The 25,822-nt window shown below is 59.1% G+C and carries 22 protein-coding genes and 2 pseudogenes; 16 read left to right on the forward strand and 8 right to left on the reverse strand.

What is annotated here, in order from left to right; translation table 11 throughout:
* From modC to KGA98_RS14825, 4 genes are all read left to right on the forward strand, one after another.
* On the forward strand, positions 1-1,080 hold the full coding sequence (gene modC / locus KGA98_RS14810; protein ID WP_223502676.1) for a molybdenum ABC transporter ATP-binding protein: 1,080 nt from the start codon (positions 1-3) through the stop codon (positions 1,078-1,080).
* A 126-nt stretch (positions 1,081-1,206) separates the two neighbouring features.
* Positions 1,207-1,428 (forward strand): hypothetical protein, encoded by a 222-nt coding sequence (locus KGA98_RS14815; RefSeq protein ID WP_223502677.1) that lies wholly within the window; start codon positions 1,207-1,209, stop codon positions 1,426-1,428.
* A 131-nt stretch (positions 1,429-1,559) separates the two neighbouring features.
* Complete coding sequence (locus KGA98_RS14820; protein WP_057714650.1) at positions 1,560-1,790, forward strand: hypothetical protein; 231 nt, start codon at positions 1,560-1,562, stop codon at positions 1,788-1,790.
* A gap of 206 nt (positions 1,791-1,996) precedes the next feature.
* On the forward strand, positions 1,997-2,281 hold the full coding sequence (locus KGA98_RS14825) for a hypothetical protein (protein ID WP_223502678.1): 285 nt from the start codon (positions 1,997-1,999) through the stop codon (positions 2,279-2,281).
* Positions 2,282-2,306: 25 nt separating this feature from the next.
* Here the strand turns inward: KGA98_RS14825 and KGA98_RS14830 are convergent, their stop codons facing one another.
* Positions 2,307-2,972 carry a TetR/AcrR family transcriptional regulator gene (locus KGA98_RS14830; protein WP_223502679.1) on the reverse strand — a complete coding sequence of 222 codons (666 nt, stop codon included), beginning with the start codon at positions 2,970-2,972 and terminating at the stop codon, positions 2,307-2,309.
* A 177-nt stretch (positions 2,973-3,149) separates the two neighbouring features.
* Between KGA98_RS14830 and KGA98_RS14835 the strand changes: the two genes are divergently transcribed.
* The 3 genes from KGA98_RS14835 to KGA98_RS14845 all read left to right on the forward strand — a co-directional run bounded on the left by KGA98_RS14835 (position 3,150) and on the right by KGA98_RS14845 (position 4,888).
* Positions 3,150-3,992, forward strand: coding sequence for an NAD(P)H-binding protein (locus tag KGA98_RS14835; protein WP_223502680.1), 843 nt, complete (start codon positions 3,150-3,152; stop codon positions 3,990-3,992).
* 93 nt (positions 3,993-4,085) lie between these two features.
* A complete protein-coding gene (locus KGA98_RS14840; RefSeq protein WP_090455493.1) occupies positions 4,086-4,280 on the forward strand; it encodes a hypothetical protein in 195 nt (64 codons plus the stop codon).
* A 425-nt stretch (positions 4,281-4,705) separates the two neighbouring features.
* Positions 4,706-4,888: a hypothetical protein gene (locus KGA98_RS14845; RefSeq protein ID WP_057714641.1), complete on the forward strand. Its 183-nt coding sequence runs from the start codon at positions 4,706-4,708 to the stop codon at positions 4,886-4,888.
* Positions 4,889-5,158: 270 nt separating this feature from the next.
* Here KGA98_RS14845 and KGA98_RS14850 read toward each other — a convergent pair whose 3' ends face one another.
* The 3 genes from KGA98_RS14850 to KGA98_RS14860 all read right to left on the reverse strand — a co-directional run bounded on the left by KGA98_RS14850 (position 5,159) and on the right by KGA98_RS14860 (position 10,849).
* Positions 5,159-5,764, reverse strand: coding sequence for a hypothetical protein (locus tag KGA98_RS14850; protein ID WP_218498170.1), 606 nt, complete (start codon positions 5,762-5,764; stop codon positions 5,159-5,161).
* A gap of 235 nt (positions 5,765-5,999) precedes the next feature.
* Entirely contained in the window at positions 6,000-7,547 is a 1,548-nt protein-coding gene (locus KGA98_RS14855) for a phospholipase D family protein (protein WP_223502707.1), read from the reverse strand.
* A 464-nt stretch (positions 7,548-8,011) separates the two neighbouring features.
* Positions 8,012-10,849, reverse strand: a complete 2,838-nt coding sequence (locus KGA98_RS14860; protein ID WP_223502681.1) for an AMP-binding protein — start codon at positions 10,847-10,849, stop codon at positions 8,012-8,014.
* Positions 10,850-11,014: 165 nt separating this feature from the next.
* Between KGA98_RS14860 and KGA98_RS14865 the strand changes: the two genes are divergently transcribed.
* Together KGA98_RS14865 and dapF are read left to right on the forward strand one after the other, a co-directional pair.
* On the forward strand, positions 11,015-12,319 hold the full coding sequence (locus KGA98_RS14865) for an MFS transporter (RefSeq protein WP_223502682.1): 1,305 nt from the start codon (positions 11,015-11,017) through the stop codon (positions 12,317-12,319).
* A 211-nt stretch (positions 12,320-12,530) separates the two neighbouring features.
* The gene (dapF, locus tag KGA98_RS14870; RefSeq protein WP_223502683.1) at positions 12,531-13,346 is read left to right on the forward strand and encodes a diaminopimelate epimerase; all 816 of its coding nucleotides are present in this window, start codon (positions 12,531-12,533) and stop codon (positions 13,344-13,346) included.
* Between the two features lie 157 nt (positions 13,347-13,503).
* Here the strand turns inward: dapF and KGA98_RS14875 are convergent, their stop codons facing one another.
* The gene (locus KGA98_RS14875; protein ID WP_317848881.1) at positions 13,504-14,478 is read right to left on the reverse strand and encodes a TerC family protein; all 975 of its coding nucleotides are present in this window, start codon (positions 14,476-14,478) and stop codon (positions 13,504-13,506) included.
* A 280-nt stretch (positions 14,479-14,758) separates the two neighbouring features.
* Between KGA98_RS14875 and KGA98_RS14880 the strand changes: the two are divergent.
* From KGA98_RS14880 to KGA98_RS14890, 3 genes and pseudogenes are all read left to right on the forward strand, one after another.
* Positions 14,759-14,965: pseudogene (locus KGA98_RS14880) on the forward strand (VOC family protein); the annotation flags it as partial.
* Positions 14,966-15,046: 81 nt separating this feature from the next.
* On the forward strand, positions 15,047-15,208 hold the full coding sequence (locus KGA98_RS14885; protein WP_223502684.1) for a hypothetical protein: 162 nt from the start codon (positions 15,047-15,049) through the stop codon (positions 15,206-15,208).
* A 93-nt stretch (positions 15,209-15,301) separates the two neighbouring features.
* Positions 15,302-16,168: a patatin-like phospholipase family protein gene (locus tag KGA98_RS14890; RefSeq protein ID WP_223502685.1), complete on the forward strand. Its 867-nt coding sequence runs from the start codon at positions 15,302-15,304 to the stop codon at positions 16,166-16,168.
* Positions 16,169-16,343: 175 nt separating this feature from the next.
* Here the strand turns inward: KGA98_RS14890 and KGA98_RS14895 are convergent, their stop codons facing one another.
* A complete protein-coding gene (locus tag KGA98_RS14895) occupies positions 16,344-17,300 on the reverse strand; it encodes a GlxA family transcriptional regulator (protein WP_154859811.1) in 957 nt (318 codons plus the stop codon).
* Positions 17,301-17,415: 115 nt separating this feature from the next.
* Here KGA98_RS14895 and KGA98_RS14900 point away from each other — a divergent pair, with 115 nt between their 5' ends.
* Both KGA98_RS14900 and KGA98_RS14905 read left to right on the forward strand, forming a co-directional pair.
* Positions 17,416-18,417, forward strand: a complete 1,002-nt coding sequence (locus KGA98_RS14900; protein ID WP_223502686.1) for an SLAC1 anion channel family protein — start codon at positions 17,416-17,418, stop codon at positions 18,415-18,417.
* A gap of 65 nt (positions 18,418-18,482) precedes the next feature.
* On the forward strand, positions 18,483-18,809 hold the full coding sequence (locus tag KGA98_RS14905; RefSeq protein WP_154859809.1) for a DMT family transporter: 327 nt from the start codon (positions 18,483-18,485) through the stop codon (positions 18,807-18,809).
* 197 nt (positions 18,810-19,006) lie between these two features.
* On the opposite strand, the gene KGA98_RS14910 is transcribed toward KGA98_RS14905, so the two are convergent.
* A complete protein-coding gene (locus KGA98_RS14910) occupies positions 19,007-19,837 on the reverse strand; it encodes an alpha/beta fold hydrolase (RefSeq protein ID WP_090455529.1) in 831 nt (276 codons plus the stop codon).
* Positions 19,838-20,089: 252 nt separating this feature from the next.
* Between KGA98_RS14910 and KGA98_RS14915 the strand changes: the two genes are divergently transcribed.
* Positions 20,090-20,539 carry a MerR family transcriptional regulator gene (locus tag KGA98_RS14915; protein ID WP_218498210.1) on the forward strand — a complete coding sequence of 150 codons (450 nt, stop codon included), beginning with the start codon at positions 20,090-20,092 and terminating at the stop codon, positions 20,537-20,539.
* Positions 20,540-20,592: 53 nt separating this feature from the next.
* On the opposite strand, the pseudogene KGA98_RS14920 reads toward KGA98_RS14915, so the two are convergent.
* Positions 20,593-20,715, reverse strand: a pseudogene (locus KGA98_RS14920) (acetoacetate decarboxylase (ADC)); the annotation flags it as partial.
* Positions 20,716-20,975: 260 nt separating this feature from the next.
* Here KGA98_RS14920 and KGA98_RS14925 point away from each other — a divergent pair.
* Positions 20,976-25,208 carry a DUF5801 repeats-in-toxin domain-containing protein gene (locus KGA98_RS14925; protein ID WP_223502687.1) on the forward strand — a complete coding sequence of 1,411 codons (4,233 nt, stop codon included), beginning with the start codon at positions 20,976-20,978 and terminating at the stop codon, positions 25,206-25,208.
* Positions 25,209-25,822 lie beyond the last annotated feature (614 nt).

Raw genomic sequence — 25,822 nt, forward strand, 5'->3', positions numbered from 1 at the left:
ATGATTCAAATGCGTCTGAAACTACGTTATTCGGGCTTCGCCCTGGACGTCGATCTGCAGGTGCCTGGCCGTGGCGTCACTGCGCTTTATGGCCACTCCGGCTCTGGCAAGACCACTTGCCTGCGCTGCATCGCCGGCCTGGAACGGGCCGATCAAGGCTTTGTCCAGGTCAACGATGAAATCTGGCAAGACAGCGACAACCGGATCTTCGTCGCGCCGCACAAGCGCGCGCTGGGCTACGTGTTCCAGGAAGCCAGCCTGTTTCCTCATCTGTCGGTGCTGGCCAACCTGGCATTCGGCCTCAAGCGCATCCCCAAGCCGCAACGCCGCGTCGACATGGCCCACGCCACCGAGTTGCTGGGCATCAGCCATTTGCTGGACCGGCACCCGCAACACCTTTCAGGCGGTGAGCGACAGCGCGTCGGCATCGCCCGCGCCTTGCTCACCAGCCCGAAACTGTTGTTGATGGACGAACCTCTGGCGGCGCTGGATGCCCAACGCAAAGGTGAAATCCTGCCCTACTTGCAACGCCTGCACGACGAACTCGACATCCCGGTGCTGTACGTCAGCCACTCCCAGGATGAAGTCGCGCGGCTGGCCGACCATATCGTGTTGCTCAGCAACGGCAGGGCACTGGCCAGCGGCCCGATCGGCCAGACCCTGGCACGCCTCGACTTGCCGCTGGCAATGGGGGATGACGCTGGTGTGGTGATCGAAGGTCGCGTCAGCGCTTATGACGCCGACTATCAATTGCTGAGCCTGCAATTGCCCGACACCACCCTCAACATCCGTGTTCCTCATACGCCACTGGATGCGGGCCAGGCACTGCGCTGCAAGGTCCAGGCGCGGGATGTGAGCCTGAGCCTGGACAATACCGGGCAAAGCAGCATTCTCAATCGCCTGCCGGTCACTGTGGTCAGCGAAATGAGCGCCGACAACGCCGCCCACGTGCTGATTCGCCTGGACGCCGCCGGCACGCCATTGCTTGCGCGGATCACGCGTTATTCCCGTGATCAACTGAACATCCACCCCGGCCAGCCACTGTGGGCACAAATCAAAGCGGTCGCGGTGCTGGCGTAAATCCGAAGGCACGACTGCACCGGGCAGAGGTCAGCGCCTGAATCGACGAATTGACCTGCCTATTTTTTGCACGATCACCAATGGCTTCTATAGTTGAACTGAACACGTATCCGCTGCGGAGACGCCATGGAAGACATTTTCGTCGTGAAGCGTTGCAAAAAGATCATCATCCATGGTCGCCGTGCGGGTGAATATGACCACCTGCCACCGGATGCCGCAGTCTGGTACCGCATCGCCGATACCCGCACCCAAGGCTTCATCGGAGATGGCTACGATATTGAAGAAGACGCTGTGCGTGTTTGCCATCAGTTGAACGCTCAATCACAAGTGACAGCCCGACAAAGTTGACGGCTCGTCACCATTTTTTTAACGGGTCTATACTGAGATTGTTGAAGGATCAGTAACCCTTTCGGCAGAAAGCTCGCCCCAGGCGGGCTTTTTGTTGCCACACCCAGGTTTCTTGAACGGAGGTGCCTCCCATGTCCGAAAAAGAGTCCATCACCACCCTGCTCACCTTGCTGGACTCCCGTCAGGCTCGCCTGGCCGCAGCCTGCAAGGAAATCGCCGACTGGGTCGATCATCAAGGCGGACACCCCACCGCCCTCAGAATTCGTGATCGCCTGAACGACATTGAGAAGGACACGCCGCTGATCCGGCACACGCTGTCGTCTCTCAAGCCTGTCGACCGGCCTCTGCCCCGGTTCAGATGATCCGTCACGGATTCGCGGTGCGGGAAAAGGCCCTATTCGGGCAGCATGATCGGTGACCGTACGTCTCCTCACCCTTGGCTGCTTGCCGGATTTCCATCCCTTCTCACAACCCGGCCTGGAACCGGGATTTTTTGTTGCGCAAAACCAATCGAACGTCCCCGCTCACGTGGAGTCAACCGCTCACACGTCACGAAGGAGACGTTCCAATGGTCACTCATTTCAAAGTCAGCGGGCACCTGGCCTGCGGTCACCACGGCAACAACCTCGTATCGACCCGCGAACTCAACCGGGTGAAATGCCGAAGCTGCCGAAACACCGACGCCTACAAAGAAGCCCGCAAGGCTGAGCGCAACGCTGCCCGCCGCGCAGCACGCAAAGCCAAAGCCGTGCACACCGCCAATGACTGGCGTTCAACCTGGACCGAGCGGCTGACCGCGATGGCCGGCCTGCAACGACTGCCCCGTGGCTTTGGCGGCCAACCCTTCGTTTAGGGAGCATGAAGTCGCCGTCAGGTTTTTACGGCAAGTCGATGTCCCTGCGCGCGGGCTCCATGATCTCGCGCAGGGACATGCGCTTGAACGCCTCGACCAGTGATCGCCCCTCAACGGGTGCACAAGTGACCGCCAACCGCATGGTCGCCTCACCCAGGTGCCAGATCAAAAACGCGGACTCCTCGACCTGTTGCTCGTCGCAGTCGGGATACACGCGTAGCATCGCCTGGGCCAGCAGGGCTCCGGCAACCCGGCTCTCCTCCAGTTCCAGCTGCAACAACTGCTTGTCGGCCTGCATGCCGGACCAGATGTCACGCATCACCGGTGTCGTCATCACGATCTCGTAATACAGATCGAGCAACTGCGAATAGGCGGCGCGCAAACCCCGGGCATCCTCGACAGCCTCCATTGCCTCGGCAATGCAACGACGGCTTTCAGCGTTATAGCGCTCAGCCAGCGTACGGATCACGGAACTCTTGTCAGGGAAATACTGATAAAGGGAACCGATCGAGATCTCGGAGCGCTCGGCGATTTCACTCATCTTGAGTTGATCGCTGCCCTTGTCCGCGATCAATTGAGTGGCCATGGCCAGAATCCGCTCCTGACGATCGCGGCTGCGCTGTTGCGTGGGATTGCGTCGAACCGCTTGTGCAGCAGGCTGTTCGAGGGTTTCAGAGGTTTTTTTGCGCACGAGTGAGTTCCCGATCAAAAACGTGACATGTACTCACCTTAGCATCGCCATTCCCTACGCCCAACAACAGATGCCGCACGTCGGGGAATTCGATCTGATGGGTTGACGGCGAAACATGAGCATCTATCATCTTTTAAACATGAGCATCACTCACATTAATCGATGGAGATGAACGCGATGAAAACGGCCCAACCCATCACGCTGGTCCTCGGCGCCACCGGCAAAACCGGACGTCGCATCACACAACGGCTCGAGGCTGCAGGCTTGCCCGTTCGCCGGGGTTCGCGCGATGCCAATCCACCCTTCGACTGGGAAGATCGATCGACCTGGGACGCCGAGATCGATGGCGTTCATTGCGTCTACATTTCCTTTCAACCGGACCTCGCCGTTCCAGGCGCCGTTGAAACCATCCAGGCGTTCACCGACCTGGCGGTGAAAAGCGGCGTCCGCAAACTGGTCTTGTTATCCGGGCGCGGCGAAGTTGAAGCGCAACAGGCCGAACGCGTCGTACAGGACAGCGGGATTGACTGGACGATTCTGCGGGCCAGTTGGTTCTGCCAGAATTTCAGCGAGGCACACTTTCTTGAACCCATTGTGCAAGGTGAGCTTGCACTCCCCGTCGGCCAGGTCGCCGAGCCCTTTGTCGATGCTGAAGACATCGCCGAATGTGCCGTCGCGGCACTGACCCAACCCGGACACACCAACCAGCTCTATGAACTGACCGGCCCTCGGGCGTTGACCTTTGCCCAGGCCGTGACCGAGATTGCTTGCGCCACCGGTCGCAAGATCGAATTCGTGGCCGTACCTCGGGACGCCTATCGACAGGCAATGGAACAGGAACAGCTTCCCCCGGCGTTGATCGACCTGGTGTTGTATCTCTTCACGACTGTGCTGGACGGACGCAACACACCCGTGGCCGATGGTGTACAGCGGGCGCTGGGACGGCCGGCGCGCGACTTTGGCGACTACGTACGGCGCACTGCCGCTACAGGCATCTGGGGCAATGGCAGTCCGACGTAAAGCAGTGGCGGGAACAGGCTTCGTCGACTAGGGTTTTTTGGCGTATCGAAGTGCGGCGCCTTTATTGGCAGGAGCCTGATCAAGGAGGAACCCATGTCACTCAATCGTAGTGCTGAACAAACCTACCGCCAGTGGTCGACCCCGATCCTGTTGGAACTCAAGGAGCGAGAACATCAGATGAACCCGTCAGACCGCCAGGCCCTGGAAAACGTACTGCTGGAAAGAAGGCTGATCGATACCGGCAACCCGGCCGGCAGCGATCGCCGCAAGGCAGACCCGACGTCCTGAAGCATCAGGCAACCACGATCAAGATTGAAACAATGAAGTAGAAACAAACAAGGGCTTGCATCCGCTTTCGCTTGCAAGCCCTTGGTTTAGAGAATGCCCAATCGAACGCAAACACGGTTCCAACGTCTGAATCCCCCCCGCCGCCGTAAATCCATTTTTGATAATTATTAATTTCCAAACACTCCCCTCTATCGGCTTTAAATGTGCCAGGAGGAGGGTTAGCCATGGCAGGGCCTGCAGGTGACGTTTTTGACGAAAGCTTCGACTGCCATCAAAACCGCATTTGCAGAGGCTGACTTTCCTGAGCAGATTTACTGTTTTGTCCCGCGTCGTCACCCAGGCCACGCAGACAAACATTCACACACCGCACTTCGGTTTTCCCCGGTTCGAGACCAGGCTAAACCACCACATGGAGGGATTCCAGGATGCTGATAAAAATCGAGAAGGCGAGCAAACCGGAAGGCTGGAATGTATGGATGAACGCGTGGTGCGTTGAGTTTCGCAGCTACGCAGAGGCCTTGGCGTTCGTGATCAGATTGGAAGGCCGGATCAATGCACCTCACCCCTTGCCTATCAGCACCGCCAGACTTCTTTTGGAACAGGCTTGACCTCGCGACGCCATCACCGAGAGGCTATCCACGACGTCATATCCGTATTTATTAATCTGTCTTTGATAATTATTGATTTCGCTCGCCCTCTCTCTCGACTTTAAATATGCGTCGAGGGGGCGTTGGCCAAGGTGAGGTTTACAGGTGACACCTTTAACGGACGCTTCGAATACAGCCAGTCTGCATTTGAGGAGGCCGACCTTCCTCACCATGTGTACTACCTTGCCCCGCATCTCCCCCAGGAGGTGCGGGGTTTTTTTCGTAAATGCGTTAAAACCACCCGCTACGTTCATCTTCCAACTCTTGGCGACACACTTTAAGTTGAGCGTTGTAAATCTCTGACTGCTTTTGCACTTTCTGGGCAACCTGCATCAGCCAAGGTTTACTGCGATAGGTATTGCGGCTAAAGCCCCCACGCCCCTCGTGATAGGCCAGGTACTGATTGTAGGTGTCCCATTTGGAGATTCCGAGCTGACGTTGGGTGCCAGTGGTGTACCAACCGATAAACATGATCGCGTCGTCAAAACTGTCACGCGAACCACCGTTGCCCGTATTGTCCTTGTACTCACCCCACACCGGGTCTTGAGCCTGCGCATAACCGTAGGCCGAACTGACTCGCCCCCAGGGGATCACCCACAGCAGGTAGTCACGAGGCGGCAATGCGTCCGCCACGTAACTGCTTTCCTGCTTCATGATCGCCATGGCCACATGCAGAGGCGTCCCATATTCACTCTGCATTTGCAGCGAGTCCTCATACCAGTCGGGATACTCACGGTAAATACTGCAGAGATTGCCTTGGTCTTTTGGCGGCGTAGTCGTGCACCCCGTTAAAAACAGCATCAACAAAGCCAACAGCAGAACCTGTCCTTGTTTCATTCATTACCCTCAAAAATAAGGGCATAAGGTACCCTCCGTTTGCTGCAAGGCGCCTGAGTCATGCAGGTGAAGACAAAAACGTCAGAAGACATCCAGCTTGATCGCGTCACCCTTATCGAGAGGCTTCTTTGTAAGTCCCTATTGCACGGCGGCCTGACGCAAGCCCTGCGCTCTGCGCTCCGATTTAATGCTCACACGCGGGCGTGAGGTCAGTGGGTGTACTCCGGGTTTCGATCTAGAGCATTTTCTCCAGGCCGATCTTGTCGCTGAGCCAGGCCTTGAAGCTGCGCCACTTGCCGCCGGGCTCCTTGCGCAAGGTATGCAGGCGGTCGTCGTCCTCGGTGAGCCAGACAATTTCGCCGTTTTCCAGTCGGGCCTGGTAACTCCGGGCCGGCGCCATGCCCTCAAGCGCCAGTTGGCGTACGTAGCCGGCCAGTTCGGGACTATCGACCAGCACCCCGACTTCAGTGTTCCAGAACACTGAACGCGGGTCGAAATTGTACGAGCCGACGAACACTTTCTGTCTGTCCAGGATCATGGCCTTGGTGTGCAGGCTGGAGTCAGAGCCACCACTGAAACCAAACGAGGAGCTACGACCGGGATCGTCCGGCTGGCGCCGCAGCTCATAGAGTTTCACGCCATGTTCGAGCAGAGTCTTGCGATACGGTGCATAGCCGCCATGCACCGCCGGCACATCGGTGGCCTCCAGTGAGTTGGTCAGCAGGCGAACATCAACGCCGGCATCGGCACGACCCAGGAGATAGTCCATGCCCGGCTTTTGCGGGACGAAATAGGCCGAGATCATGATCAGCTCGCTATTGACGCTATCGAGTTCAGGCCGCAGCTGTGTGGCCATCAATAGCGCGCGGGCCGGTTCGCCGCTGGCCAGGACCTTGCCTGGAGCGTCCCACATCGCCTTGCTATGGGCCCAGATCAGCTGCTTGCGCCAGGTCTCGAGTTGCGGTTGAGTCTGGTAGGTCATGAGATGGTTGTACAACGCCTTGCTCTCGATACGTGAGGTCTGGAGCGATTGCTCCAGGCGTTGGCGGCTTTCGAGCAAGTCTTGCGCTGTTGGCTTGTTGAGCTGGAAGTCACTGATCGACTGGCTCAAGGCGCTGTTCCAGTACTGATCGAAGCTGTGTCCCAATTGCTCGGCGACCGGGCCGATGCCCAGCAGGTCCATGTCGGTGAAGTTGAGATCGGGCCTGGCGTCGAAATATTCATCCCCCAGGTTGCGTCCGCCGACGATGGCTGCGCTGTTGTCGGCCAGCCACAGTTTGTTGTGCATGCGTCGGTGTTGTTGGGAAAGATCAAGCAGGCGGCCCATGGTTCGAGTGACCACGGTGCTGCGCCCCAGATGCAAAGGGTTGAAGACGCGGATATGGATGTTCGGGTGCACCGCCAGGGTAGCGATGACTTCTTCCTGGCCGTCGCTGGCAGTGTCATCGAGCAAGATGCGTACCCGTACGCCGCGATCTGCTGCCAGCAGCATTTCATGCACCAGCGCCCGAGTGCTGAAACCGTTATGCACGATGTAGTACTGCAGATCGACGGTTTTCTGCGCATTGCGGATCAACTCCGCGCGCGCCCGGAATGCTTCACTGCTGTTGGGCAGCAAGCGAAAACCCGAGCGCCCCTCATGCTCGGCGGCCTGAGCCTGGATCGAGCGCCCGAACGCCGAATCGCTGGCGGGTATCGCCTCGCTGAATTCGTGAGGCAAGCGCGTGGTGGCGCAGCCGACGAGCAGCAGCGCGAACAGCATGGCGCAGAGAAACCGGGACATGGGCAAGGACTGCTCCTCAACCACAACGGGTGTAGTTTTGAACTCGGCATCCAGCCAGTACTGGCTGCCGAGCACATGCAGCCCTCGATAGTCCGCACGACTTGTTCCAGTAAAGCCCGTTTCAAGCAGTGTGTCGAAATATTCCAGCAGGTGCGCCCAGAGCATGAAACCGCTCTGGGCCGGGTGCAGGCCCGCCCTCCGCTATAGCGCCTGGCTGGGTCGAGCAGTTTGGGTCAGCCGGTGTCGCTAACAACGTACGCGGTACCCTGGAAGCCATCGATAAGATTGAAGAATTCATCAAGATGACGCTTGTGGTGATGATGGCACCGGAGTGACTGAGTGGTTTCCGGCCCTTCGCGACAGGCAGCAGTCGGCCAAAAGCGGGCGCTCACAGCGGATTTAGATTTTGACGTGTGCCCACTCTATAAACGGCTCTGGAAAAACGACGGCAGCAAAGTAGTCGCCTAACCTGGGCGCTGGGCTCGTTCCGATTCATCCAGGTGCTCTAGCAGCACCGCTATCGTCGCATCCCGCAGCTTGATTGCCTCCATCCAGTCCGGCCCGTCTGCCAACAGCGGAGAACAGACGTTGACGTGGATTGCACCGTGGCGCGGGTACCACTGACCGTCGCGCAGCACCTTGCGCGTGCCGCAAATTGCGACCGGCAGCAGCGGCACGCCGGCACGCGCAGCTAGCACGAAGGCGCCCATGTGGAACGTTCGCAATCCTGGCTCGCGGGTGAAGGTTCCCTCGGGAAAGAACACCAGGGGCTGGCCAGCCTGCAGCGCCTCGGCCAGGGGTTCGGTGTCTGCGGCGCTGCGCTGCAGGTCGAAGCGTTCGACAAAGCGGGCGCCGAGCTTGCGCAGGAACCGGCCGGCGATCCACTGGTCAGCCAATTCGCGCTTGGCAACGAAGCTGAACTGCGGCGGTAGGGCCGCGCTGAGAATGACACCATCGAGGTAGCTGGCATGGTTTGCGGCCAGCACGCTCACCGAGGAGGAAGGCAGGCGCTCGAGTCCCGTGACACTGAACGGAACACCCGTCAGGCGCAGAAACAGCCGGGAGGCCGCACGGGTAAAGCTGCGACACCAACGCTGGCGCGGCAGGATTGCAACGACCAGCCAGGTCAGCGGTGTGACCAGCCAGAACAGCAGCCAGATGTAAGTGGCATACAACGCGGCGCGGCAGGTCTGCCAGCCGCGACCGAAATGCCCGCGCAAGGCCTGCAATACCAGGCGCAGCAGCTGGCGCCAAACGGCCAGGTGCGGCCGCCCCACTTCGCCGCGCTCATACAGTTCACGACTGGCAGCACGGCGAAGCTTTCCGCTGGAGGTTTTCAGTACGCTATGCGGTGGCGCCAGAACGATATCGTCGGGCGCCACACCGGTGAGGTCGAACACGATACGGTTGACCTCCTGCTGCAGCTGTTGCCGCGCAGCAGCGTCCTTCTCGTAGCTTTCCGCCAACACCACCAGGCGCTCGGTGCCGGTGGCCGGCTCCGGACTGCCGAACACCGCGATGCAGCCTTTGCGCAGCCCGGGCAGATTGCCGACCGCTGCTTCGACATCGTAGGGGTAGATGTTGCGCCCGGCACGGATGATCAAGTCCTTGGCGCGGCCGGTCAGGTAGACCTCGCCGCCGGCCATGTAGGCGAAGTCGAGCGAGTCGAACCAGCCATCGCGCAGCACCCGGCGGGTCTCTTCGGGGTTGCGGTAGTAGCCTGCCGAGGTAGACGGCCCGCGAAATTGCAGGTGCCCTTCGCTGCGTTCGGGCAGTTCGATTCCGCTGCCATCGACGATACGAATCTGATGGCCCGGCAGTGGTCGACCGCTGGAGACGAAGCGCAGCGCTGCGCTGGCATCCGCTTCGACGGGCAGTGCATTGCCACGGGCCTGGAACGCGTCGCGCTGTACCCGGTCGATCAGCGGTCCTCGGTCGAGGGGAGGAAAGGCCACGCCCAGTGTGGCCTCGGCCAACCCATAGACGGGCGCCAGCGCAGTGGGCGCCAAGCCGTAGCGAGCGAAGCGTTCGGCGAAGCGCTGCAAGGTCTGCGGGCTGACCGGTTCGGCACCGTTGAAGGCCAGGCGCCAACTGCTCAGGTCCAGGCCCTCGAGGTCGCCGTCAGCAAGTTTGTTCAGACACAGTTCGTAGGCAAAGTTGGGCGCCGCCGACAACGTGCCGCGGAAGCGGTCGATGGCCCATAGCCAACGCGCCGGCCGTGCCAGGAAAGCCAGCGGCGACATCAGCATCAGGCTGTAGCCGTAGTACAGGCTGCCCAGCCAGGCACCGATCAATCCCATGTCGTGGTACATGGGCAGCCAGCTGACGAACACGTCTTGCGGCCCCACCTTCAGAGCCCTCCCCATGGCGCGCAGATTGGCCAGCAGATTGGCGTGGCTGACCATCACGCCCTTGGGCTGGCCAGTACTGCCCGAGGTGTACTGCAGGAAGGCGATGTCATCCGGTTGCCGCGGCGGTGTGACACACTCGCCCCCCTCGCCTGTCAGTTCGGCCACGCTGGCAATGCGCGTCAGGCTCGGGACCTGCGGCTGGAGCAACCGGGCGAGCAGCTTCGCTTGCGTCACGGTAATCAGCACTTTGGCCTCGGCGTTGCGCAGAATGCCGGCCTGGCGGCGCAGATGATCCTCTATCTGCGACAGGCGCAGCGGTGGGTAGATGGGCACCGGCACACCACCGGCCAACAGAATGCCGAAAAAGCCCTGGAGAAAGTCGCGACCTGTGGGCAGCATCAGGGCCACGGTCTGACCGGCGTGCAAGCCACTGCGTTGCAGCCCTGCGGCAACGGCCAAGGCCCCCTGGTGCAAGGCGCCATAGCTGATATCTTCCTGCTGGTCACTTTCACCTAGCAGGCGCACGTGGAGATGCTGCGGCTGCTGGCGCACATGCCAGTCCAGTACCTCGATCAAGGTCCGCGCGGCGTCTGGCGTCTGCCCCGTTGCTATCAGGGTCTCGCTGGAGTTGCTGGAGGGCAACGGACGTACGGCCTCGGCGCCATGCCTGCTGTGCAGCACGCGCAGTATGTCGGTGGGGGTGTCTGCCGAGGCGAACAGGTTTTCTGGCAAGCGCACACCGAATTCGTGCTCGATACGTGACCAGAGCTCGACTCGAGCCAGGCTGTCTACGCCCAGATCCCGATCCAGCACGCTGTGCAAGGTGACTTGCAAACCTTCTGCCGCTTGCGGACGCAGCTCGACCACGGTGCGCCGGACAATTTCGAGCAATTTTTCCGCGTCCCCATCGCAACGGGGAACGGCACGGGTTTCTGGAGGCGGACGAGGCATCGGCAGCCCCTCATGACAGAACACTCTGTGTGTGTAGATCCTTGCCAACTGCCATTATGCGCCTACGGAGGCGACTGGGAATGCCATCATCAGCTGCAGCGCTCGCAGGATGGGTGAGCCGGGGCTAGGCTTCTGAAGAACGCAGCCCCTGCAGAGAGATCTGCCATGCCAGCCAGCCTTGCCCCCGGAGTGACACGCCGAGAAATCTGGGCCTGGGCGATGTTCGATTTCGCCAACTCCGGCTACACGACCGTGGTGATCACCGCCGTGTTCAACGCCTACTTCGTCGCCGTGGTCGCCAAGGGCGAAGCCTGGGGTACGCTGGCCTGGACCAGCGCCATATCCCTCTCTTACGCCCTGATCATCCTGACCGCTCCGCTGATCGGTGCCTACGCCGACGCGTTCGCCTGCAAGAAACGCCTGCTGCTGTTCAGCACGATCGGTTGCGTCACCTTTACCGCTGGACTGGCGTTGGCCGGGCCGGGGGAGCTCGGCGTTGCGATTCTGTTCATCGTGCTATCCAACTACTGCTTCGGCAGCGGCGAGAACCTGATTGCCGCCTTCCTGCCCCAGCTCGCCCGTTCGGATGCTTTAGGCAAGGTGTCCGGCTGGGGCTGGGGGTTTGGCTATATAGGCGGCCTGGTCAGCCTGGGCGCCTGCCTGGCCTTCGTCAGCTGGGCCCAGGCGCAAGGCCAGACAGCGGCGCAGTTCGTGCCGGTGTGCATGCTGATCACTGCGGTCTTGTTCGCGTTGGCCAGCGTACCGACCTTCCTGTTCTTGCGTGAACGCAGCCTGCCGCAGACAGGGAGCAGCGACAGGCCTATCCCGCAAGCGGTGCTGGCGCGCTTCGCGCAGACACTGCGCGAAGCCGACCGCTATCGTGACCTGCTGCGCTTCCTTGCCTGCACCGTCTGCTACCAGGCCGGTATCTCGGCGGTGATCACCCTGGCTGCCATCTATGCCAATCAGGTCATGGGCTTCAGTACCCAGGACACGCTGTTGCTGATCTTCGTGGTGAATATCACGGCCTCCATCGGTGCCGTGCTGTTCGGTTGGCTGCAGGATCGCCTCGGCCATCGCACCACGCTGGCGCTGACCCTGCTGGGCTGGCTCGGCATGGTCGGCCTGGTCTGGGTCGCGCGCGGCCCCGGGCTGTTCTGGCTGGCGGCCAACCTCGCCGGTCTGTGCATGGGCGCCAGCCAATCGGCCGGACGTGCGATAGTCGGTCTGCTCGCGCCGCCGACGCGGCTGGCGGAGTTCTTCGGCCTCTGGGGGCTAGCCGTCAAACTGTCGGCAATCCTCGGCCCCATGACTTACGGCCTGAGCAGTTGGCTGTCCGGAGGCGATCACCGCCTGGCGATGCTGATTACCGGCAGCTATTTCGTTGTCGGCTTGCTGATCCTGGCCGGCGTCAACCTGGAGCGCGGGCGGCAGGTAGCTGTCAGCCATACCGAGAGTCTCGAAAAGTGAAAGGGACTCCCTGCATCGGGTCGGTCTTCGCCTGTCGAAACTGACCTAATTCGGCCAAAAGCTGCCGGTGACGAATCAAACACAACGATGTGTCCAGTCTGCCAAACACGTTCGCCTCATGAGTTTTCACGTAGCTTGCAAAAGTCATGCGAATAGGGATAGATCGCTTTAAAACGTCAACTCATCACATGTCTTGCTGCCAGGTCTATTTATGCCGCTCAGCTTTCATAAAATGCACGCCAATGGCGATGATTTCGTTATCGTCGACTCGCGAAAATCACCGAATCCAATCACCAGCAATATGGCTCGTCTAATGGGAGATCGGAACCGAGGAATCGGCTTCAATCAACTCGCGGTGGTGTTTGATTGCGATGATGCAGATGCGCGTTTGATGTTCTGGAATGCAGATGGCTCAACGCTGGACGCTTGTGGCAGCGCAACGCGCGGGGCCGCTGATATGCTGATGCGTGAATCCAATATGACTTCGGCAGCACTGCGAACCAACCGTGGCCTGCTGACTTGCGAACGAACTTCAACCGGCGCCATTTCTGTAAACATGGGAAAGCCACTTTTGGGCTGGTCGGATGTTCCTCTGGCTTTGGAAATGGACACTTTAGTGATGCCACTTGCCGGTCACCCAACAGCTTGCAGCATGGGAAATCCGCACTGCACCTATTTTGTGGATGATCTGACAGCCGTTGAGATTGCGACGATTGGACCGGGAGTTGAAACCAGCCCCTTGTTTCCCCTCAGGACGAACGTGCATTTCGTCCAGATCATTGACCGAAAGCACATCCGGTTGCGAATTTGGGAGCGCGGGGGTGGTATCCCGCTGGGTTCAGGCTCCTGCTCTTGTGGCGCCGCGGTTAACGGAATTCGTCGTGGCTTGTTAGACAATTGCGTTGAGGTCGAATGTGACGGCGGAGTTGTAACGGTTCAATGGGATGGTGTGGGATCAGTTTTTCTCACCGGGCCGGTAGAGACGACTTTTTCAGGAACAATCGCGGATGCTTTGTTGAAAGCTTGATTTTCAGGTAGGCCGCTATTGGCCGACTTTTGCCTGTCGCCACCGTCTGCTTTGGGTTGTGGATTCAACCGGTCGATGACTACGCCGATCAGTCGACCATCACTGTCGCACTCAGCTAGCGTCGGTGCCGCCATCGCCCGTTCTTGTCTCAAATTCATCATTGTTCTCCCGTAACCCGTGTTTTGCTCTTCGTCAAAGTCAGGCTCAACAGTACCGAAATCAAGATGATGCCGCCGACCGTGGTCAGCGACCATTGGATCGGCATGTGCCACCACGGCGCGACCAGCATCTTGCCGCCGATGAACACCAGTACGATGGCCAGACCATATTTGAGCAAGTGGAAACGGTAGGCCATGTCGGCAAGCAGAAAATACAGTGCGCGCATGCCCATGATGGCGAAGATGTTGGAGGTGAACACGATGAAGGGGTCGGTGGTGACGGCGAAGATAGCCGGGATGCTGTCGACCGCGAACACCAGGTCGCTGGCCTCGATCAGTACCAGCACCGGGAACATCGGTGTCGCCCAGCGCAGGCCGTTCTGGCGCACGAAGAAGTGCTCGCCGTGAAAACCGTCGGTGATGCGAAGATGGCTACGCAGCCAGCGCAGCAAAGGGTTCTTTTCGAGCTCTGGCTGCTGGTTGGCGAAGATCAGCATCTTGAAGCCGGTGATGAGGAGGAAAGCGCCAAAGACATAGAGCAGCCAGGCAAACTCCTGCACCAGCCAGACACCGGCGAAAATCATACCGGCGCGCATGATGATGGCGCCGAGCACGCCATAGAGCAGGACGCGGCGCTGCAACTCTGGCGGCACGGCGAAATAGCCGAAGATCATCACGAAAACGAACATGTTGTCGATCGACAGCGACTGCTCGATCAGGTAGCCCGTCAGGAATTCGAGCGTTGTACGCTGGGCCACTTCGGCGCCGAACATGCTGCGCAGATACCACCAGAGCAGGACGGAAAAGACCAACGCCAAACTGGCCCAGGCGATGACCCAGGCCAGCGCTTCGCGTACTGAAACACGATGCGCCTTGCGCCCGCCGAAGACGAAAAGATCCAGCGCCAGCATGGCGAGGACGAACCCGATAAAGGCGGCCCACATCCAAGATTGGCCGACGCTAATGGTGGTCATTTAACTATCCAAGGTTGGCCGATACTCATATAGCGCCGCACGATCACCCGCCCCAATTCGGGCGGCGCAGTGACTTAAGCGGTAGGCCAGGCGCTTGCTGAAGTAATCTCGAAACCGCGGCATTGGATGGCCATCTGCATGGCTGTCTCCGCATGAAGCAAATGGGCTGGAAGAGGTCATGCTAACGGGCATGTAGCATCAGTAAAAATCGTTTATTCGTTGCGAATTGTTCGTTTTTTACGAAGTGTTGATTCAGATGCTCGGCTACCGGCAATTGCATAACCTACAAATTGATGTTGAGACTGTCGCACCCGTCATCCAAAAACTTGATCAGGTTGGATTTCCTCTCTATCGAGAATGCAAAGACACCTGGTATCGGGCGGACAATGTAGAAGTAGGCCAGCGCGAATTCATCGTCCTGGATCCCGACGGTTATCCCCTAAGGTTGGTAGAGCGGTTGGGTGAGAGACAGGCTTGCGAAACCTGAATCTGAGCCAAGCCGACCGTCAGCTTCACGCCCTGAGGAACTCAGTCAACCAAAATCGAGGAGCTTCAGGAGCAACTGGACTTGGCAAAGACGCTGATGACCCGTCTGCTGGCGGCGAGTTTTGCGTCGACCGGCAAACTTTCCGCGCCCCTTACAAACTGGGGGCTAAATGAGATCGACGTTGTCGAACGGGAGATGGCCTGCTATTTGAATTCTACCAATGAGGCAAGCGCCGCTTCATAGGTCGCGCACTGAATGCATATGGCGGGCTGCCGGAAGTCATGCCGCCCCGCCAGCTACACTCATTCGATACATTTCCGCACAGAGACTTCCGCCATGACGACCAAAACCGCAATCGTATTCGCTGGCGGTGGCAGTTTGGGGGCGGTGCAGGTGGGAATGTTGCGGGCCCTGGTCGAAGCCAATGTTCGATTTGACATGGTGATTGGTGCTTCGGTAGGCGCTATCAACGGTGCCTACTTTGCCGCAAGACCCGATTCCGATGGCGTCGAGGCGCTCGCCGGATTCTGGCGCGGGCTGAGTAAAACTGACATCTTCCCCCTCTCTTGGTTCGATACCTGTAGAGGATTGATCAAACGGCGTGGCTATCTGTTGCAACCGTCGGCCTTGAATCGGCTGCTGGGTCAGGCACTGCCCATTCACCGCATTGAGGATGCGGTGCTGCCCCTGTACATCGTCACCACCAACCTGCTCAGTGGTGCCGAGACGGTCCTGTCCAGTGGCGAACTCGAGCAGGCGTTACTGGCCAGCGCTGCCATTCCGCTGGTGTTCCCCTGCGTACAAATCGCCGATCAGTTTCTGGTTGATGGCGGCGTGGCAAGCAATACACCTATTTCGACTGCCGTAGCCTTGGGAGCCACCAACGTCGTGGTAATCCCCACCGGAGTGAGTTGCGACCTGACGCAACCTCCCCGAGGACTGGTCGCCTTGGCCCTGCACACCGTCAATCTGATGAGCATGCGTCAGCTGGTGAGCGACATCGAACACTTCCGCACTGTCACCAGTCTGCACATCGTCCCGCCCTTGTGCCCGGTGGATGTCTCGGTTTTCAACTTTGACCAGACCGAGTCTTTGCTGCAGCGTGCCTATGAGCAGACCCTTCGGTGGCTGGAACGTGGGGGGCTCGAACGCACCAAGGTCCCTGGTGCCCTTTCCATCCATTCGCATGCCCATGAGCATTGAGTGATGTGAATTACCAAAACAGCGAACCTTCAGGCCGCAGCACCCAGCGATGCCTGCGTTTCAAAATCAACCCAAATCAGCTCGCCCTACCCGCCCTAAATGCCGCCATCCTGGAGTTCACGCTTCGGGTTGCCCATGATGTGGCGGCAACATTTAGCGATGAGGCCCCTCTACATTACACCGATGAAAAACGCTTTCGATAATCACTGGGACCAACCCCGAGACGCCGCATGAATGCCCTCCTGAACCCGTCCGTATTGGCATAACCTACTGTATCGGCCAGGCGCTTGAGTGATACGTCCGAGTCTTCGATTAACCGTCTGGCCGCATCGATGCGCGCCAGTTCGACAAATTCGGCCGGGGTTGAACCGGCTTCGGCCTTGAAGGTACGGGCGAAGTTGCGCTCGCTCATACCGGCGCGGGCGGCCAGGATGGGTACGCTCAAGTCGGCCTTCAGGTGTTCCACAACATAATCCTGCACGTCACGGATCACGCTGCGTTCGGCGGTTTGTGCCGCCAGTTGCGCGCTGAACTGCGATTGTCCGCCGGGCCGCTTGAAGAACATCACCATTTCACGGGCAACGCTGAGCGCCAGTTCTCTGCCGTGGTCTTCTTCGACCAGCGCCAAAGCTAGGTCCATGCCCGCCGTTACCCCTGCCGAGGTGTAGATGTTGCCATCCTTGATAAAGATGCTGTCCGGGTCGACATGGGTTTGCGGGTGTTCCCTGGCCAGCTTTGCGCTGGCGTTCCAGTGAGTGGTGACACGGCGTCCGTCAAGTAGCCCGGCGGCGGCCAGCAAAAAAGCACCGCTACAGACGGAGCCGATACGACGTACGGATTTCGCCTGCCGGCGTAGCCATTCCTGCAATGCAGGGTCCAGGGCAATTTCATCGATGTGTGGACTGCCAGCGACAAGCAAGGTGTCAATCTTGCCTTTATACGTTTCAAAGGTGTCGTCGATGGCAAGCTTCAAACCACTTGAGCTTTTGATCATCCCTTTGCCGGTGCCGATCACTTCAACCCGATAGGCGCGTGGGTTGCCCAGTTGCCTGGCTGCTTCGGCGAAGACATCGGCAGGTCCGACAACGTCCAGCAGTTGCACGCGGGGGAAGGCCAGGAGGGTTATGCGCATGATGTCTGTCCTCGTCGAATCATTGGCTGAATACGTCGCTTAATGACTATTTCAGCCAAGGTCTGTTTGGCTGAAAATAGCCCCAACAGCAAATTCAGTCAAACGGGAGACTGCCATGAACACTGCATATACCCCCACGGTCGCTGCCGCTCAATCGGTGCAAACCAGCAATACGTCCATCAAAAACCTGCCTATCAATCTGTTCGGCTCGGTCATGGGCCTGGCCGGTCTGGGACTGGCTTGGCGCTTGAGTGGTCAGTATTACGGCGTCGGCGGAGTGTTGGGTGAAGCGATTGGCGCCCTGGCCGGCCTGGTATTCGTGCTGCTGACCTTGGGTTACCTGGGCAAATGGGTGAAACATCCAGAAGCGGTAAGGGCCGAGTTCAACCATCCGATCGCCAGCAACTTTTTCGGCACCGTCACCATTGCACTGTTGCTGCTTTCGGCAGTCGCCGCGCCCCACAACGAATTGCTCGGACGGGCTCTCTGGATACTGGGCAGCGCACTGACGGTGTTGCTCGCAGGCCTCGTGGTTTTTCGCCTGTTGTCGGGCAATCAGGATTCGTTGAATGCCGTACCTGCCTGGTTGATTCCGGGTGTTGCCACCCTCGATATCGCGGTAACCGGTGCGCATATGCCCATGGCCTGGGTTGCTGAGTTCAACCTGTTTGCCCTCGCCGTGGGTGCGGTGCTGGCGCTGGTTTTCTTCACCCGGATCTTTTCGCGGCTGGTGCATGAGACAACGCTGGCCAAAGGCATGGTGCCTTCGCTGATGGTCCTTATTGCCCCCTTTGAAGTCGGTTTCCTGGCGTACACCAACGTGTTCGGCGAGATCGACCGGTTTGCCAGCGTATTGTTCTACTTCGGCCTGTTTCTGTTCGTGGTGCTCGGCTTCAAAGTGTTCCGTCGCGATGTGCCCTTTGCCCCTTCGTGGTGGGCAATCAGCTTTCCCATCGCGGCCCTGAGCAATGCCGCGCTGAAATATGCACATGCCCAGGACAACACCGTGCTGATGGTAATCGCTGCTGTAATTCTGCTGTTTCTCACCGTGGCACTGACCGTGTTGTTGGTGAAAACCCTGATCAGCCTGTTCAGCGGCAAACTGTTGGCCAACTGACCTTTTACCTCCCTTTGGCGAGCCTTGACCGGCTCGCTTTTTTTTGCCCATACAGGTTTCATCGAATGACTTACAACGCATCGTGGTTACTGCTGATCGTTGCCGGATTCCTGGAGATTTTCTTTGCGGTCGGCTTGAAATCTGCCAATGGCCTTGAAAGGCCCTGGCTGCTGGTCGGCACGGTCGTAGTATTGGCCGGCAGTTTGAGCCTGTTGACGATGGCTTTGCGGGTGCTGCCTGTAGGAACCGCCTATGCGGTCTGGACCGGCATCGGCGCTGCCGGCACAGCCGTCGTTGGAATGTATTGGATGGGTGATGCGGTATCGTTCTGGAAACTTGTCTGGATCGGCATGATCCTGCTGAGCGTCGCCGGACTACGCTGGGCAGCCTAAACAGGGCAAATACCTTAATTAATTGATTAACAGCCCCATTTTTTAGTCCAGTGAGGAACAGGAAACATAGACGAAGGGAGTCGCAAGCGGACACTCGGTCAGCTCAGTTTTTTTAGCCACATAGTCGAATCTTCAACGCATCGATTTTTTGGCTTCGAAGAAACTGGGGGGCAGTTTTTTACCCCCCCCCCAGTTGCCTAACCTCGCAGGAAAGCGAGCAAATCGGCGTTGATTGTATCGGCGTTCGTCGTAGGCATTCCGTGCGGGAAGCCCGAGTAGGTTTTCAGCGTGCTGTTTTGCAACAGTTTGGCTGACAAGAGCCCCGAGTTTTCATAAGGCACGATCTGGTCATCATCACCATGCATCACCAGCACGGGGATCGTGATGCTCTTTAGATCCTCGGTAAAGTCGGTCTGGGAAAAGGCCACGATCCCGTCATAATGAGCCTTTGCACAGCCCATCATGCCTTGTCGCCACCAGTTCCGGATGATGCCCTCAGACGGTTTTGCACCAGGGCGGTTATAACCGTAGAAAGGTCCGGCTGGAACGTCATGGTAGAACTGTGCGCGGTTGGCCTTCAGCTGTGCCTGCAAGTCATCGAAAACCGACTTTGGCAAGCCGCCTGGATTGCTCGGTGTCTGAACCATCAAGGGTGGCACGGCGCTGATTATGGCGGCCTTCGACACTCGGTCTTCGCCGTGGCGCGCAATGTAATGGATGACTTCACCACCGCCGGTGGAGTGCCCCACATGAACTGCGCCTTGTACCCCAAGATGGTTGACCACGGCCGCGACGTCATCAGCATAGTGATCCATGTCGTGCCCGTCCCAGACCTGACTGGATCGCCCGTGACCACGCCGGTCGTGTGCAATGACCCGGTAGCCGTTCGCCAGGAAAAAGAGCATCTGCGCATCCCAGTCGTCCGCACTGAGTGGCCATCCGTGATGAAAAAAGATCACTTGGGCATCGCGTGGCCCCCAGTCTTTGTAAAAGATCTCAACACCGTCCTGCGTAGTGACATAACCCATGTTCGCATCTCCCGAATGAAATGGAGGGTATGACCAATCGTGTTCTGATCGTGCCCCTTGTTGAACCTTGCCCTTGTTCAATAACGTGCAGCCCATCCAATAGGCAGTTCAGAGGGAATGGTCCTGGTCTGGTTTTCGCCTACCCCAGAATTCCATGGCGATTTGGCAACGCATTACATCTGCGCCGCTTGGTCGCCAAATAACTTTAGGTTTAAAGTCAACTTTAAGGTCAATGGTTTTCCGGAGTGGAATATGAGAATAGGCGAACTGGCGAAAATCAGCGGACTGGCGCCTTCACGGATCCGCTTTTACGAAGCGAGCGGCCTGATCACATCTGTCGGGCGCAAAGCCAATGGGTATCGGGACTATGCACCTGATACGGAGTGGGTTTTGGAGATCATCACGGGCGCCCAGGCGGCGGGGTTTTCACTGGAAGAAATCCGACAATTACTGCCGATGAATGCGAACGGTTGGCGGCATGAAGAGTTGCTCAGTGGACTCAAGCGCAAGGTTGAGGAAATCGAAGTCCTGCAGCAACGGCTGGCCCTCAATAAAGCGCAACTTCTTCTGGTTATCGAGGGCGTTGAAAGCAAGCCTGAAGGCATGGGTTGCGTGGACAACACGCAGTTGTTATTGCATCGTCTACGCGAGGAAGGCGTGGCGGCAGCACCACGCGGCCGTGATATTGCGTCGTCCAAGTAAAACGTCACCTGTCAGGCTTGTGAGGTCTGACAGGTTTTTGCCGGATCGTTGAATCAGTGCGCGTTAGCCAGTGCTGCTAACGGCTTCGGCGCGTAGAGCGCACTTTGGAACGCGGGCACGTATTCGTACTTCATCATTTTCCCCAGCTTCAAGGAGCGGATGTAGTTCGACAGGCTGGTTCAGCCTCAGTTCGACGCGCTGGAGGTTAAAGCCCCGGCAACCTTGAACACCCGCACCATGCCCTCATTCACAAGCGGAATATTCGACTCCGTTCCTTCGCGTCATCCCGTCTCCCCTTCCCAGTAGTCTGAATCTCCTGCCCCGCCTGGGAGTATCGGCCGATGTATATCGCCCGGCGTTTATCCATAGTTGTGGCATGTACCAAAAAAAGGTCCGCGGTCCGGCCTTGGTGACTGCAATTGCTTTGGAGAAAGTCATGGCTACTCAGAAAAAAAACTCATCGTCAACGAACGATCAGATCGCTCTATTCACCCAGCCCCTCACCACTGACCTCAACGAGTCATTGGTGACAACGTCGGTTACAGCCAGCGCTTTGGGCGTCGTGGCCACCGGCGAAGACGTGACCCTGGATGAAACGGCCGGATTGCAGAACGCCACTGCCACGCCAACCCCTGCGGGGGACGCTGACGACAACGACATCCTGGTGGCGTCCCTGCCCACGACCTTCGCTAACCGTTTGGCCGGACTGGGGGCAGGCACCGCCACGGGTGCGGCCTTGAGCGGCTATACCGGTGCCGCGGGCAACACCGGCAGCGATGCATTCACCGTCACCGCCGCGCCCGGAGGAACCATTACCGATATCAGCTTCACCGACAGTTCAGGCGCACCGCTCAATGGCCTGGACAGCGGACTCGATACCCTCGATGGCACCAGCATCCTTCTCTATACCGATACGAACGACAACAACATCGTCGTGGGCCGAGCCGGGGGCCCGGCCGGAGCGATCGTGTTCGCTGCCTACATTGAAGAAACCGGATCGCCGGTCACGGGCGGCAAGATCTGGACCGTGGAGTACCAACCGCTCAAGCATCCCGATATGACGAACGCCGATGATTCGCTCAATCTGCTGAATAAGGTTTTCATCGGAGCCAGTGAAGATCTGGTGTTCAGCCTGGCCAATGCGCCCTCCGGTCAGAACCTGTTCCTGATGTTCACGAAGGCGAACCCGAACGTTGTCGATGACGGCGGTGTGTTGCGAATCACGGATCCCACCATCATTGCCACCGGCAAGGACCCCGCAGACCAGTCAAGCGGCGTCAACATAAACACTGGCGACACGATCAATACCAGCCAGGCGGGTGGCCCGACCACCTTCGGCACCAACAATCAGATGATTGTGGAGCAAGAGGGCATCCGCTTTTCGTTCGTCACAGGTGCCAGGCAGAATGTGACCATTCCCAACCTGGATCAGAACGAAGCCGACCTTGAATCCAACGTCGACTTTACCGACGTCTACAACACGAAGTCGGCCAATTTCGACGTCGTGCAATTGCAAAGCGGCAAGAGCGCTATCGTAAAAATCAGCGCATTCAGCACCGCGGCTGAACCTGGCGTGAATTTCATCAATGGATACGCAGGCGATACGTCGGTGGCCATCACCAATGTTCGCGTGATCAACAATAGCACCGGGCTGGTGATCGAGAATTCAGACGGATCGGTGAATGATCCGGCCATTACCATCAGCTTTGCTGCAGGGGTCGCAACCCTCACCGGCATTAAAGCCGGCTACCAGATTGAATACACCACTACGGCGGATCACAACCGCGTGCTTATCGAGAACGGTGCGGCCGTCACTGCCAAGGGCAATGACCACGCCGACTTTGATATCGGTGGTTTCACGCTGGTCAAAGCCTCTGTTACGACCACCGAAATCGGCTCCAAGATGATCTTCGACGACGACGGGCCGAGCATCAGCACCACCGGCACGGAGCCGACGCTGACGGTGGACGAGACGGTACTGGCGACCAACGACACCCAGAGCTTTGCCGCCAACTTCACCTCGGCGTTTGGCGCCGATGGTGCCGGCACCCTGACCTATGCGCTGGGCGTGGTGGCCGGAGCTTCCGGGTTGACCGACACGGCCACGGGCGAGGCGGTGAACCTGTCGCTCAACGGTGCAGTGGTCGAAGGCCGCACGGCCCTCGGCAACCTACTGGTGTTCACGGTCAGCGTGGCCGCCAATGGCAGCGTCACGCTGGACCAGATCCGGGCCGTGGTGCATCCCGACCCAACCAATCCGGATGACTCGACGAGTTTGACCTCGGACAACCTGGTGACGCTGACGGCGACCACGACCGACGGGGACGGCGACAGCGCCCAGGCGACGCTGAACATCGGGCAGAACCTGGTGTTCAAGGACGACGGGCCGAGCATCAACACCACCGGCACGGAGCCGACGCTGACGGTGGACGAAACGGTGCTGGCGACCAACGATACCCAGAACTTTGCCGCCAACTTCAATTCGGCGTTTGGCGCCGATGGCGCCGGCACCCTGACCTATGCGCTGGACGTGGTGGCCGGAGCTTCCGGGTTGACCGACACGGAGACAGGCGAGGCGGTGAACCTGTCGCTCAACGGCACCGTGGTCGAAGGCCGCACGGCCACCACCAGCCTGCTGGTGTTCACGGTCAGCGTGGCTGCCAACGGTGATGTCACCCTCGACCAGCTCCGCACCGTGGTGCATGCCAACACCACCAATCCCGATGACTCGACGAGTTTGACCTCGGACAACCTGGTGACGCTGACCGCGACCATTACCGACAAGGAGGGCGACAGCGCCCAGGCGACGCTGAACATCGGGCAGAACCTGGTGTTCAAGGACGACGGGCCAAGCATCAGTACCACCGGCGCGGAACCGACGCTGACAGTGGACGAGACGGTACTGGCGACCAATGATACCCAGAGCTTTGCCGCCAACTTCACCTCGGCGTTTGGCGCCGATGGGGCTGGCACCCTGAGCTATGCGCTGGGCGTGGTGGCCGGAGCCTCCGGATTGACGGACACGGCCTCGAACCAGGCGGTGAACCTGTCGCTCAATGGCACCGTGGTCGAAGGCCGCACGGCCACGAGTAATCTGCTGGTGTTCACGGTCAGCGTCGCCGCCAATGGCAGTGTCACGCTGGACCAGCTCCGCGCCGTGGTGCATTCCGACCCAAGCAATCCCGATGATTCGAAGTCGTTGACCTCGGACAACCTGGTGACGCTGACGGCGATCAAGACCGACGGGGACGGCGACAGCGCCCAGGCGACGCTGAACATCGGGCAGAACCTGGTGTTCAAGGACGACGGGCCGGCACTCAGTTTCGGCAACCTGATCGGGACCGGTAGCGTCCTTGCGCAATCCGGGTTCTGGAGTATGGCGACGGGAGCCGACGGGCTGGGGGCGGCCGGTCTGGATATCTCGTTGGTCAATAACCAGTTCACTCTCGTCAGGCCGGACAACACGACCACGACCGGGACCGGCACACTCAGCGAGCTGGCGCTGTCACCGGATGCCAATGGCGCGTACCAGTTCGCGGGAACCTTGACCGGTGATTTCGACAACAACGCCGCAACGGCGAATACCACCGTCGACTACACGTTGACCGCCTATGCCGATGGTCGCTATGCACTGGATCTGGTGCAAGGCTTCCGTTCGACGATCGTGCTCAGCAGTGCCGACGGCTCGCTCGCTGCCGGTGGCCCGGACCCGGTGCGCACATTGTTGATTCCTCAGACGAGTAACCCGGCTATTCCTTCGGCATCCGAGGAGATTGTGTTCTTTTCCGCGAAGGCACTGGCGTCGACCGCGGACATCCTGACCGGCATCGGGCTCGGAGCACCCGACCCCACCGAAGCCGCGCTACAGACCAACCCTCTGCCGTCGTACATCGACCCGAGGGCCATGAACGTCAGCACGGCCGGCATCGGCGTCGCCAACAACGTGCTCCAGGGCGATAACCTGGCGGCAATCAGCGCCGCCGATGAAAGTTTCGTCATCAACCCAGAGAGCCTGCTGACGGCAATGAAGGTCTTCATCGACAACTCCGTGGCGGGTTACAACACCGCAACCGAGGACCTGTACTACCGGATCTACTACGCGGATGGCACGTTTTCGGACCGCATCGAGGTGAACACCCTGACGCCGGAGGCTGGCGGGCAGGTGTCCTTCCTCGTCGAGAAGGCGGGTACGACACTGATCGACGCGGTTCAGCTGACGATGGGCCGGGGCGATATCAAGATCCCGGTGATCCAGTTCATTCAGGAGAGCGAGAGTCTGGCCAGCGATGTCCAGCTGGCGTTCAGCGCGACGCTGACGGACAAGGACGGGGACTCGGCGACGAGTACCTTTGACGCCAACCTGTTCGCCAACGAACCGGACAACGCACCCTTCGACTTCACGCTGGTTGGCACGATCGGTGAGCAGGATGCGTTCAACATCGATCTGTCAGTCAATGAGAACCTGTACCAGGTCAGCGGCTTCGATGCGGGCCCGGGCGTGCGGGACAGGCTGGTGCTCAACGGCGACCCGAACGCCGTTGTCCAATCGATCAACAACACCGGTGCCGACAGCATCGTGACGGTTGCCGAGACGGGCGGACAAACAACGACCATCACCTTGGTCGGGGTTGATGTTCTGAATACCGACGTCTTTTTTGGCAGTGCTTGAAGCTTTGCGCGTGAACGGATGCGAGGGTGGCCTAGGAAACCACCCTCGCATTCTTTTTGCAGTCCAATTCGAGATCCCCATGATCGCAGCCGCTGTGAACTGGCGAGCAGCACAAGGCTTAAAGAACGCCGCTGCGTGCATATTGGGGTCCGTTTGTGTGTTTGCACGCAAAAACAGCAGATGGACCTCTGCCTGCACCCTCCCCCTGGGTGCTTCAGGCTTTTCATGTTGACCCATCGAGCTGCAGGCTTTTTCCGCCCCACATTCGCGTACACAACCCCCAACCTGGGCCTGTTTTAGCCGGGTGCAGGTATGCAGAAAAAACGACACATTCAGACCGCAGGCGTGGCTGGGGACGACGGCGCGCGCCTGGTCAAAAATCCCTCCTCCGCCCCAAGTACGCCAAGGCGCGGCTGGTGCAAGAAACGAATGCCTGGCCGGGGAGATCAGAGCCGAGGAAGCGCCGCAGTGGGTGGCCGAGGTGAACAACGAACGGGCATGGATCATGCTTGAGTATGGGAGACAGTTCAGGGGTTGATCGGGATCCGCTGCAAGCCTTGCCGGTGATCCATGGGCTTTGACTACATTCAAGGAGCGGTGCAAAACGCTGAAGC

Source organism: Pseudomonas sp. BF-R-24 (assembly GCF_019947335.1).
GTDB classification, from domain to species: Bacteria; Pseudomonadota; Gammaproteobacteria; order Pseudomonadales; family Pseudomonadaceae; genus Aquipseudomonas; species Aquipseudomonas jessenii.

What these genes read in the sequence shown, in the direction of transcription:
- modC (WP_223502676.1), top strand. Translation starts at nt 1, where the DNA reads ATGATTCAAATGCGTCTGAAACTACGTTATTCGGGCTTCGCCCTGGAC.
- KGA98_RS14815 (WP_223502677.1), top strand. Translation starts at nt 1,207, where the DNA reads ATGGAAGACATTTTCGTCGTGAAGCGTTGCAAAAAGATCATCATCCAT.
- KGA98_RS14820 (WP_057714650.1), top strand. Translation starts at nt 1,560, where the DNA reads ATGTCCGAAAAAGAGTCCATCACCACCCTGCTCACCTTGCTGGACTCC.
- KGA98_RS14825 (WP_223502678.1), top strand. Translation starts at nt 1,997, where the DNA reads ATGGTCACTCATTTCAAAGTCAGCGGGCACCTGGCCTGCGGTCACCAC.
- KGA98_RS14835 (WP_223502680.1), top strand. Translation starts at nt 3,150, where the DNA reads ATGAAAACGGCCCAACCCATCACGCTGGTCCTCGGCGCCACCGGCAAA.
- KGA98_RS14840 (WP_090455493.1), top strand. Translation starts at nt 4,086, where the DNA reads ATGTCACTCAATCGTAGTGCTGAACAAACCTACCGCCAGTGGTCGACC.
- KGA98_RS14845 (WP_057714641.1), top strand. Translation starts at nt 4,706, where the DNA reads ATGCTGATAAAAATCGAGAAGGCGAGCAAACCGGAAGGCTGGAATGTA.
- KGA98_RS14850 (WP_218498170.1), bottom strand. Translation starts at nt 5,764, where the DNA reads ATGAAACAAGGACAGGTTCTGCTGTTGGCTTTGTTGATGCTGTTTTTA.
- KGA98_RS14855 (WP_223502707.1), bottom strand. Translation starts at nt 7,547, where the DNA reads ATGTCCCGGTTTCTCTGCGCCATGCTGTTCGCGCTGCTGCTCGTCGGC.
- KGA98_RS14860 (WP_223502681.1), bottom strand. Translation starts at nt 10,849, where the DNA reads ATGCCTCGTCCGCCTCCAGAAACCCGTGCCGTTCCCCGTTGCGATGGG.
- KGA98_RS14865 (WP_223502682.1), top strand. Translation starts at nt 11,015, where the DNA reads ATGCCAGCCAGCCTTGCCCCCGGAGTGACACGCCGAGAAATCTGGGCC.
- dapF (WP_223502683.1), top strand. Translation starts at nt 12,531, where the DNA reads ATGCCGCTCAGCTTTCATAAAATGCACGCCAATGGCGATGATTTCGTT.
- KGA98_RS14875 (WP_317848881.1), bottom strand. Translation starts at nt 14,478, where the DNA reads ATGACCACCATTAGCGTCGGCCAATCTTGGATGTGGGCCGCCTTTATC.
- KGA98_RS14890 (WP_223502685.1), top strand. Translation starts at nt 15,302, where the DNA reads ATGACGACCAAAACCGCAATCGTATTCGCTGGCGGTGGCAGTTTGGGG.
- KGA98_RS14895 (WP_154859811.1), bottom strand. Translation starts at nt 17,300, where the DNA reads ATGCGCATAACCCTCCTGGCCTTCCCCCGCGTGCAACTGCTGGACGTT.
- KGA98_RS14900 (WP_223502686.1), top strand. Translation starts at nt 17,416, where the DNA reads ATGAACACTGCATATACCCCCACGGTCGCTGCCGCTCAATCGGTGCAA.
- KGA98_RS14905 (WP_154859809.1), top strand. Translation starts at nt 18,483, where the DNA reads ATGACTTACAACGCATCGTGGTTACTGCTGATCGTTGCCGGATTCCTG.
- KGA98_RS14910 (WP_090455529.1), bottom strand. Translation starts at nt 19,837, where the DNA reads ATGGGTTATGTCACTACGCAGGACGGTGTTGAGATCTTTTACAAAGAC.
- KGA98_RS14915 (WP_218498210.1), top strand. Translation starts at nt 20,090, where the DNA reads ATGAGAATAGGCGAACTGGCGAAAATCAGCGGACTGGCGCCTTCACGG.
- KGA98_RS14925 (WP_223502687.1), top strand. Translation starts at nt 20,976, where the DNA reads ATGGCTACTCAGAAAAAAAACTCATCGTCAACGAACGATCAGATCGCT.